The sequence below is a fragment of the Micromonospora sp. NPDC003776 genome, assembly GCF_053605645.1.
Genome location: NZ_JBSGJR010000293.1, coordinates 1 through 8,236 on the forward strand (window position 1 = coordinate 1; position 8,236 = coordinate 8,236).

The 8,236-nt window shown below is 72.6% G+C and carries 8 protein-coding genes; 6 read left to right on the plus strand and 2 right to left on the minus strand.

Annotated elements, in window-relative coordinates:
- Together ACWEVO_RS22120 and ACWEVO_RS22125 are read right to left on the minus strand one after the other, a co-directional pair.
- Positions 1–1,329 (minus strand): GAF domain-containing protein (locus tag ACWEVO_RS22120; RefSeq protein WP_452309435.1); only part of this gene is annotated, 1,329 nt, incomplete at its 3' end.
- 14 nt (positions 1,330–1,343) lie between these two features.
- Entirely contained in the window at positions 1,344–2,126 is a 783-nt protein-coding gene (locus ACWEVO_RS22125) for a 3-hydroxybutyrate dehydrogenase (protein WP_452309428.1), read from the minus strand.
- A gap of 182 nt (positions 2,127–2,308) precedes the next feature.
- On the opposite strand from ACWEVO_RS22125, the gene ruvC reads away from it, so the two are divergent.
- The 6 genes from ruvC to secF form a co-directional block, all read left to right on the plus strand.
- Complete coding sequence (gene ruvC, locus ACWEVO_RS22130) at positions 2,309–2,836, plus strand: crossover junction endodeoxyribonuclease RuvC (RefSeq protein ID WP_452309429.1); 528 nt, start codon at positions 2,309–2,311, stop codon at positions 2,834–2,836.
- Positions 2,833–3,435 (plus strand): Holliday junction branch migration protein RuvA, encoded by a 603-nt coding sequence (gene ruvA, locus ACWEVO_RS22135; RefSeq protein ID WP_452309430.1) that lies wholly within the window; start codon positions 2,833–2,835, stop codon positions 3,433–3,435. The genes ruvC and ruvA overlap by 4 nt, the downstream gene beginning before the upstream one ends.
- The gene (ruvB, locus tag ACWEVO_RS22140; protein ID WP_452309431.1) at positions 3,432–4,496 is read left to right on the plus strand and encodes a Holliday junction branch migration DNA helicase RuvB; all 1,065 of its coding nucleotides are present in this window, start codon (positions 3,432–3,434) and stop codon (positions 4,494–4,496) included. Before ruvA ends, ruvB begins: the two co-directional genes overlap by 4 nt.
- A gap of 140 nt (positions 4,497–4,636) precedes the next feature.
- Positions 4,637–4,981: a preprotein translocase subunit YajC gene (gene yajC, locus ACWEVO_RS22145; RefSeq protein ID WP_452309432.1), complete on the plus strand. Its 345-nt coding sequence runs from the start codon at positions 4,637–4,639 to the stop codon at positions 4,979–4,981.
- A gap of 221 nt (positions 4,982–5,202) precedes the next feature.
- Positions 5,203–7,125: a protein translocase subunit SecD gene (secD, locus tag ACWEVO_RS22150; protein WP_452309433.1), complete on the plus strand. Its 1,923-nt coding sequence runs from the start codon at positions 5,203–5,205 to the stop codon at positions 7,123–7,125.
- A gap of 1 nt (position 7,126) precedes the next feature.
- Positions 7,127–8,236: protein translocase subunit SecF (secF, locus tag ACWEVO_RS22155; RefSeq protein ID WP_452309434.1), on the plus strand; the 1,110-nt coding region annotated here is incomplete at its 3' end.

The following is an 8,236-nucleotide window of genomic DNA, read 5'->3' on the forward strand; positions in this document are numbered from 1 at the left end:
CGCCACTCGGCGCCGGCATCGGTGAAGACCTTGTCCAGCCCCTCCGCCTCGGCGGCCTCCCGGACCGCGGCCGAGCCGGTCCAGGTCCACCCCGAGCCGCCGGGCCCGGCTGCGCAGCGCGTCGGTGTCCCGCAGCGGCCGGGCGATCAGGTCGTCCAGCAGCTCGCCCCGGACCCGGCCCTCCGCCTCCGCCACGGTCCGCCGGAACAGCAGCAGCAACGCGGTGACCAGCGCGGCCCGCTCCAGGATCCGCTGGTCGGCGTCGACCAGCTCGCCGTCCGGCCGCAGCACCAGCGCGCCCAGGTTCTCCGCGCCGGCCACCACCGCGGCGTACCAGAGCGGGCCCCGGCGGACGCTGCGCCCCTCGGTGCGCGACGCGGCCACCGCCTCCACCAGGTCCGCCCGGTCCGGCTCCTCGATCTCGCCCACCCGGGCCAACCGCCGGCCCTCCGGATCCAGCGCCAGCAGCGCGCCGCCGAGCACGTCGGTGACCGCCGCGGCCACGTCCTCCATCCCGCCGCCGCGCACCACCACCGCGGTCATCCGGTCGTGGGCGGCCGCGGCCCGCTCCACCGAGCTGCTGTGCGCCCGGATGGTGCTGTTCGCCGCCGAAAGCTCCGCCAGCGCCGAGCGGGTCTCCGCCAGCAGCCGGGCGGTGTCGATCGCCACCGCCGCGTGCGCGGCCAGGGAGACCAGCAGCGACACCTCCTCCCGGGCGAACGGCCGGGCGGAGCGGTTGGCCGCGTACAGCACGCCGATCACGCTGGAGCCGAGCCGCAGCGGCACGCCGAGGATGGCCACCAGGCCCTCCTCGCCCACCCCGCCGTCGATCTCCCCGGTGTGCCGGAACCGCTCGTCCTCCTGATAGTTGGAGGTGACGTACGGGGTGCCGGTCTGGGCCACCAGGCCGCCGAGGCCGTCACCCATCTCCAGCCGCAGCCGCTGGAACCGGGCCGAGATCGAGCCGTCGGTGACCCGCATGTACGTGTCACCGCGCTCGTCGTCGTTCAGCGTCATGTACGCCACGTCGGTGCCCAGCAGGATGCGCGCCCGGTGCACGATCGCCCGCAGCACGTCGTCCAGGTCGCGCAGCCCGGCCAGGTCGCTGGCCGTGTCGTACAGGCCGGAGAGTTCGATCTCGCGGCGGCGTCGGCGCTCCAGCAGCGCGCGGACCCGCAGCGCCACCACCTTCGCCTGCTCCAGCTCGGCCAGCCGCTCGGCGGGCAGGCCGGCGGCCCGGGCGGCCACCAGCGGTCCCTCGAACTCGACCGCGGCGGCCTCCCGGGCGAGCAGTTCCAGGAACTCGACCGGTGACGACATGAGCGACATTGTGCGCGTGGCCACTAGTTGGCCGTCCAGCCCCCGTCGAGGGCGATCGAGGCGCCGGTGATGAACGCGGCCGGCGGCGAGCACAGGTACGCCACCAGCTCGGCCACCTCCTCCGGCTCGATCAGCCGCTTGATCGCCGCCCGGGCCAGCATGATCTTCTCGACCACCTCGTCCTCGCCGATGCCGTGACTGGCCGCCTGGTCGGCGATCTGGCTCTCCACCAGCGCGGTCCGCACGTACGCCGGGTTGATGCAGTTGGCGGTCACCCCGTGCGCGGCGCCCTCCAGCGCGACCACCTTCGACAGGCCCTCCAGGCCGTGCTTCGCCGAGACGTACGCCGACTTGTACGGCGAGGCGCGCAGCCCGTGCACCGAGGAGATGTTGACGATCCGGCCCCAGCCGTTGGCGTACATGTGCGGCAGCGCGCGCCGGATGAGCAGGAACGGCGCCTCCACCATCACCCGCTGGATGTACTCGAAGCGGTCCGGCGGGAAGTCCTGGAGGGGGGCGACGTGCTGGAGGCCGGCGTTGTTGATGATGATGTCCACATCGACGTCGAGCCGGTCCACCGCGGCCCGGTCGGCCAGGTCGATCCCCTCGGCCCGGCCGCCCGCCTCGGCGGCCACCGCCTTGGCCGCCTCCACGTTCCGGTCCACCACCAGCACCGCCGCGCCGGCCGCCGCCAGGCGCAGGGCACAGGCCCGGCCGATGCCGCTGCCACCACCGGTCACCAGGGCGCTACGACCGGAGAGGTCGACGCGTACGACGTGGGGGACCGCCACGGGTTCTACCGTCATGGCGCACAAAGCTACGAGTTGTGTGGCCGGCGGCACATGGGGCGACGACACATACTCGACCGCTTCAGTGTGTGGCAGTTGCCCCCTCCCGCGTGCCCCGGCGTGTCCGATCGGGCGGGCGTCACCGGTGACCAGTAGGGTGTCGAACACACGTACTGCTGGCGGCTGGGGGAGGAGGCGGCGTGCGCGTGCTCGGCGTCGACCCGGGACTGACCCGGTGCGGGGTCGGCGTGGTCGAGGGCGTGCCGGGGCGGCCCTGCACGCTGGTCGCCTACTACGTCGTCTACACCGACCCGGCCGACGAGCTGCCGCTGCGCCTGCTGCACCTGGACCGCTCGCTCACCGACCTGGTCGCCGAGCACCGGCCGGACGCGGTCGCCGTGGAGCGGGTGTTCACCCAGCACAACGTCCGCACCGTGATGGGCACCGCCCAGGCCAGCGGGATCGCCGTGCTCGCCGGGGCGCGCGCCGGGCTGCCCGTGCAGACCTACACGCCGAGCGAGGTCAAGGCGGCGGTGACCGGATCCGGCCAGGCGGACAAGGCGCAGATGACCACGATGGTCACCCGGCTGCTGCGGCTGCCCGAGCCGCCCCGGCCCGCCGACGCCGCCGACGCCCTGGCGCTGGCCATCTGCCACATCTGGCGCGGCGGCACCCGGTCCAAGCTGGCCCTGGCGGCCGAGCGGGCACGACGAGGAGGAACGCGATGATCGCCAGCGTGCGCGGCACGGTGACCGCGACCGGTCCGGACCACGCGGTGGTGGAGGTGGGCGGCATCGGCCTGGCGGTGCAGTGCGCCCCCGGCACCCTCGCCGAGTTGCGGGTCGGCCAGCCCGCCCGGCTGGCCACCAGCCTGGTGGTCCGGGAGGACTCGCTCACCCTCTACGGCTTCGCCGACGACGACGCCAAGCAGCTGTTCGAGCTGCTCCAGACCGCCAGCGGGGTGGGCCCACGGCTGGCCCAGGCGGTGCTCGCCGTGCACACCCCCGACGCGGTCCGCAAGGCCATCGCCAACGCCGACACCGCCGCCCTGACCCGGGTGCCCGGCATCGGCAAGAAGGGCGCCGAGCGCCTCGTCCTCGAACTGCGCGACCGGATCGGCCCGGTGCCGATCGGCGCGGACGGTGCCGCCGGGGTCACCGCCGGCGCCTGGCCCGAGCAGGTGCGCCAGGCCCTGGTCGGGCTGGGCTGGACGGCCGGCCAGGCCGAGCAGGCGGTGGCCGCGGTCGCGGAGACCGTCGACGGCGAGGTCCCGCCCGTGCCGGTCCTGCTCAAGCAGGCCATCCGCCTCCTGGGCCGGACCCGATGACGGGCGACAACCTCGTCTCGGCGTACGTCAGCGACGCGGAACGGGACGCGGAGGCCAGCGTCCGGCCGAAGCGCCTGGAGGAGTTCATCGCCCAGCACCGGGTCCGCGACCAGCTCGACCTGCTGCTCCAGGGCGCGCTGCGGCGCGGTTCCCCGCCCGACCACATTCTCCTGTCGGGGCCGCCAGGCTTGGGTAAGACCACCCTCGCCAACATCGTCGCCGCCGAGCTGGGTTCGGGGATCCGGGTGACCAGCGGCCCGGCCATCGAGCGCTCCGGCGACCTGGCCGCCATCCTGACCAGCCTCACCGAGGGCGACGTCCTGTTCATCGACGAGATCCATCGGATCGCCAAGCCGGCCGAGGAGCTGCTCTACAGCGCGATGGAGGACTTCCGGGTCGACGTGGTGGTCGGCAAGGGGCCGGGCGCCACCGCCATCCCGCTCGACGTCGAGCCGTTCACCCTGGTCGGCGCGACCACCCGGTCCGGCCTGCTCACCGGCCCGATGCGGGACCGGTTCGGCTTCGTCGCCCACCTCGACTTCTATGCCCCGGCCGACCTGGAGGCGCTGCTGAAGCGCTCGGCCCGGATCCTCGGCGTGCCGACCACCGACGACGGCGCGACGGAGATCGCCGGCCGGTCCCGGGGCACCCCGCGGATCGCCAACCGGCTGCTGCGCCGGGTGCGCGACTTCGCCGAGGTCCGGGCCGACGGGGTGGTCAACCTGGAGACCGCCCGGGCCGCCCTCACCGTGTACGACGTCGACGCCCTCGGGCTGGACCGGCTGGACCGGGCGGTGCTCACCGCGCTGGTCGACTCGTTCCGGGGTGGCCCGGTCGGGCTCTCCACCCTGGCGGTCGCGGTGGGGGAGCAGCCGGACACGGTGGAGGAGGTCTGCGAGCCCTTCCTGGTGCGCGCCGGCCTGTTGGCCCGTACGCCGCGGGGGCGGGTCGCGACGGAGGCTGCCTGGCACCACCTGGGGCGTACGCCACCGAATGGTACATTTGGCACGGATGCCCCTCCCGCGCCCGATCTGTTCTCGGTGCAGACCGATCAGCCGTGATCCGAACGTGATCTGTGCCGCATTCGGTGTTCCCAGGAGCAGGGATTAGACTTCGCCGCGGTCTGTACAGGACGTGAGAATCCGCCTCCGCTCCGGCGCCCCTCGGGGTCGGGCGGGGGCCAATGGGAAGGTCGACAACCGTGCTTTACGCAGCAGCGAGTGGCGGGGGAGCCGGCGGTCTGACGCCGATCCTCATGATCGCTCTGCTCTTCGGCGTCATGTACTTCATGATGATCCGCCCCCAGCAGAAGCGCCGCCGCGAGGCCGAGCAGATGCAGTCCGCGCTTGGCCCGGGCGACGAGGTGGTCACCATCGGCGGGCTCTACGGCACGGTCGTGGGCGTCGAGGATGACACCGTCCTGCTCGAGGTGGCTCCGGGCGTGCAGACCCGGTACGCCCGCCCGGCCATCGCGCGGGTGGTCACCCGGGCCGAGCAGCCGGAGGCCGAGACGATCACCGAGGAAGCCGAGCCGGTCAAGGAGTGACCGCGCGCCCTGGACGGGGCAGCGGATTCACCGATACAAGTGGATAGTTGGGTCGGCGTCCGACGCCGACACGCGTACCTCCCGCGCGGCGCCGCCGCGTCGCGCTCCGGGAGGCGTGTCGGCCGGTGACGTCGACCCGCCAGAGCAGTCGGGCGGACACCCCCGGCCCGACTTCGTCGCCGCTGCGCAGCGGCGCGACCGTACAGGGAGACAAGACAGCCGTGGCACCACCTCAGGGACAGATGCGCCCCGGACGGCAGCTCGCCGTGCTCGGGCTCATCTTCGTCGTCCTCTATCTCTTGGTGTTCTTCTCGGGCGGCGCCAGCGGTGGCTGGAAGGACCGGCTGGAGCCCCGGCTCGGCCTGGACCTGATCGGCGGCACCCGGCTGACGCTCGAGGCCACCAACAGCCTGGACGGCAAGCCCCCGACGGCCGCCAACCTCGAGGAGGCGCGCCAGATCATCGAGAGCCGGGTCAACGCGTACGGCGTGGCCGAGGCCGAGGTGGTCACCGAGGGCAACCGGAACATCGTCATCTCCCTGCCCGGTGAGAACCGGGACCTGACCAATGTCGGCAACCCCGCCGAGCTGCGCTTCCGCAAGGTCCTCAAGGCCACCGACGGCAGCGGCGCGGCCGCCGCCCCGGCGCCGAGCCCGAGCGCCAGCGCCACCCCGGCCCCGTCCGGCAGCGTGACGCCGAAGCCCTCCGGCAGCGCCTCGCCGAAGGCCAGCACCGGGGCGAAGGCGACCGCCTCCCCGAGCACGGGCGGGCAGGGCGGCATGGCCCCGACGCCGAGCGCCAGCGCCGCCGCGCCGACCCCGTCGGCCTCGGCCAGCGCCGCCGCCCCGTCTCCGAGCGCCAGCGCCGAGCCGGTGCCGCAGAGCATCGAGCAGCAGCGCAAGGCCATCGAGCAGAAGGTCGGCCCGGCCGCCTGGGCCGCCGCCTCCGGGCTGAAGTCCCCGGCCGACGTCACCACCGACCCGTCGCTGGCCGAGAAGCTCAAGCCGTTCAGCACCCTCTCCCCACAGGAGATCGCGGTGCTGCCGGTCGACATGCAGTTCAACGTGCCGACGATCAGCTGCGCCCAGCTCGACACGCGGCCGGCGGCGTCGATCAAGGACGAGAAGCAGCGGGCGGTGTCCTGCGAGTCCGGCGCCAAGTACCTGCTCGACGTGGCGAAGGTGCTCGGCACCGATGTCAGCGACGCCAACGCGGTGCTCGACCAGACCAGCCAGTGGGTTGTGAGCCTCAAGTTCACCGGCAAGGGCCAGGAGAAGTGGACCGCGCTGACCCGCGAGGCGTTCACCAACGAGGGCCAGGCCTGCGACCAGACCGCGCTCGGCCAGGACGGCAAGTGCCGCGTGGCGGTGGTCCTGGACAACAAGATCGTCTCCTCGCCGGAGATCCAGGGTGTGCTGACCGGCGACTCGCAGATCACCGGCAGCTTCAACAACAAGAGCGCGAACGCGCTGGCCAGCCAGCTCCGCTACGGCGCGCTGCCGGTCACCTTCGTGCCGCAGGAGCAGCAGAACGTCACCGCGACGCTGGGCTCCAGCCACCTCCAGGCGGGCCTGCTCGCGGCCGGCATCGGCATGCTGCTGGTCATCATCTACTCGTTCTTCTACTACCGGCTGCTCGGTTCGGTCATCTTCCTCAGCCTGGTGCTCTCCGGCCTGCTGGTCTTCGGCGCGCTGGTGGTGCTCGGCCGGTCGATCGGCTTCACCCTCACCCTCGCCGGCATCGCTGGCATGATCGTTTCGCTCGGTGTGGCGGCGGACTCGTTCGTCATCTACTTCGAGCGGCTCAAGGACGAGATCCGGGAGGGACGCAGTCCACGCAGCGCGGTGCCGCGGGCGTGGGTCCGGGCCCGCCGGACGATCATCTCGGCGAACGCGATCACCCTGATGTCCGCCGTGGTGCTCTACATCGTCTCGGTCGGCGCGGTGAAGGGCTTCGCCTTCGCGCTCGGCCTGGCGACCGTCCTCGACCTGGTCGTCGTCTTCCTCTTCCGTCACCCGATCATGACGATGTTCGCCCGGACCCGGGCGTTCCTGTCCCCGCGGGTCAGCGGTCTCGGCCGGGCCCTGCCGGCCCGGTCGGCCGAGCCGGCCACCGCCCGCAACCCGCGCGTCAAGGAGGCCTGAGATGGCTAAGACTGGCTTGGCCGCCCGGCTCTACCGGGGCGAGGCCGATCTCAACATCGTGGGCAAGCGCAAGCTGTGGTTCACCGTCGCCGGTGTACTGGTGCTGATCGCCGTGCTCAGCTTCGCCATCCGGGGTTTCAGCCTCGGCATCGAGTTCGCCGGCGGCAACTCGTTCCAGGTGCCGGCCAGCGTCGGCACGATGGCGCAGGCCGAGGACAAGGTCAACGCCGCGCTCGGCACCGAGGGCGGCGGCGCCAAGGTGGTCACCGCGCAGAAGGTCGGCAGCACCAGCGGTCAGTACTACGAGCTGCGCACCACGCAGCTCAGCGCCGACCAGGCCAACGCGGTCAAGACCAAGATGGCCCAGGAGTTCGGCATCCAGCCGGACCAGATCAGCGGCAGCCAGGTCTCCGAGGCCTGGGGCAGCCAGGTCACCTCCCGGGCGCTGCTCGGTCTGCTGATCTTCGTCGCGGTGGTGGCGATCTACCTGATCCTGCGCTTCGAGTGGCGGATGGCGGCCGCCGCGATCGCCTCGCTGTTCACCAACCTGGTCCTCACCGCCGGCATCTACTCGCTGGTGGGCTTCGAGGTCACCCCGTCGACCATCATCGGTTTCCTCACCATCCTGGGCTTCGCGCTCTATGACGTGGTGGTGGTCTTCGACAAGGTCCAGGAGAACACCCGCGGCATCACGGCGAACAACAACATGACCTACGGCGAGGCGGCCAACCTGGCGCTCAACCAGAGCCTCATGCGGTCGCTGAACACCTCCGTGGTCGCCCTGCTGCCGGTCGGTGGCCTGCTCTTCATCGGGGCCGGCCTGCTCGGCGCCGGCACGCTCAAGGACCTCGGCCTGGTGCTCTTCGTCGGTATGGCCGTCGCGTTCCTGACCTCGATCCTGCTGGCCACCCCGCTGCTGGTCCTGCTGAAGAACCAGGACCCGCGGATCAGCGCCCACAACAAGCGGGTGCTGGCCCGGCGGGGCGCCATCGCCCGGGGCGAGATCGCCCCGAAGGGCGCGCCGAAGGCGGCCCCGGCCGCCGACGAGACCATCGACCCGGAGGCGGCGGCCCTCGCCGGCGCCGCGCCGAAGGTGGGCGCGCGGCCGGCC

Bases quoted from the DNA above. Each gene is read 5' to 3' on its own strand.
- ACWEVO_RS22125 (WP_452309428.1), bottom strand. From the start codon at position 2,126: ATGACGGTAGAACCCGTGGCGGTCCCCCACGTCGTACGCGTCGACCTC.
- ruvB (WP_452309431.1), top strand. From the start codon at position 3,432: ATGACGGGCGACAACCTCGTCTCGGCGTACGTCAGCGACGCGGAACGG.
- ruvA (WP_452309430.1), top strand. From the start codon at position 2,833: ATGATCGCCAGCGTGCGCGGCACGGTGACCGCGACCGGTCCGGACCAC.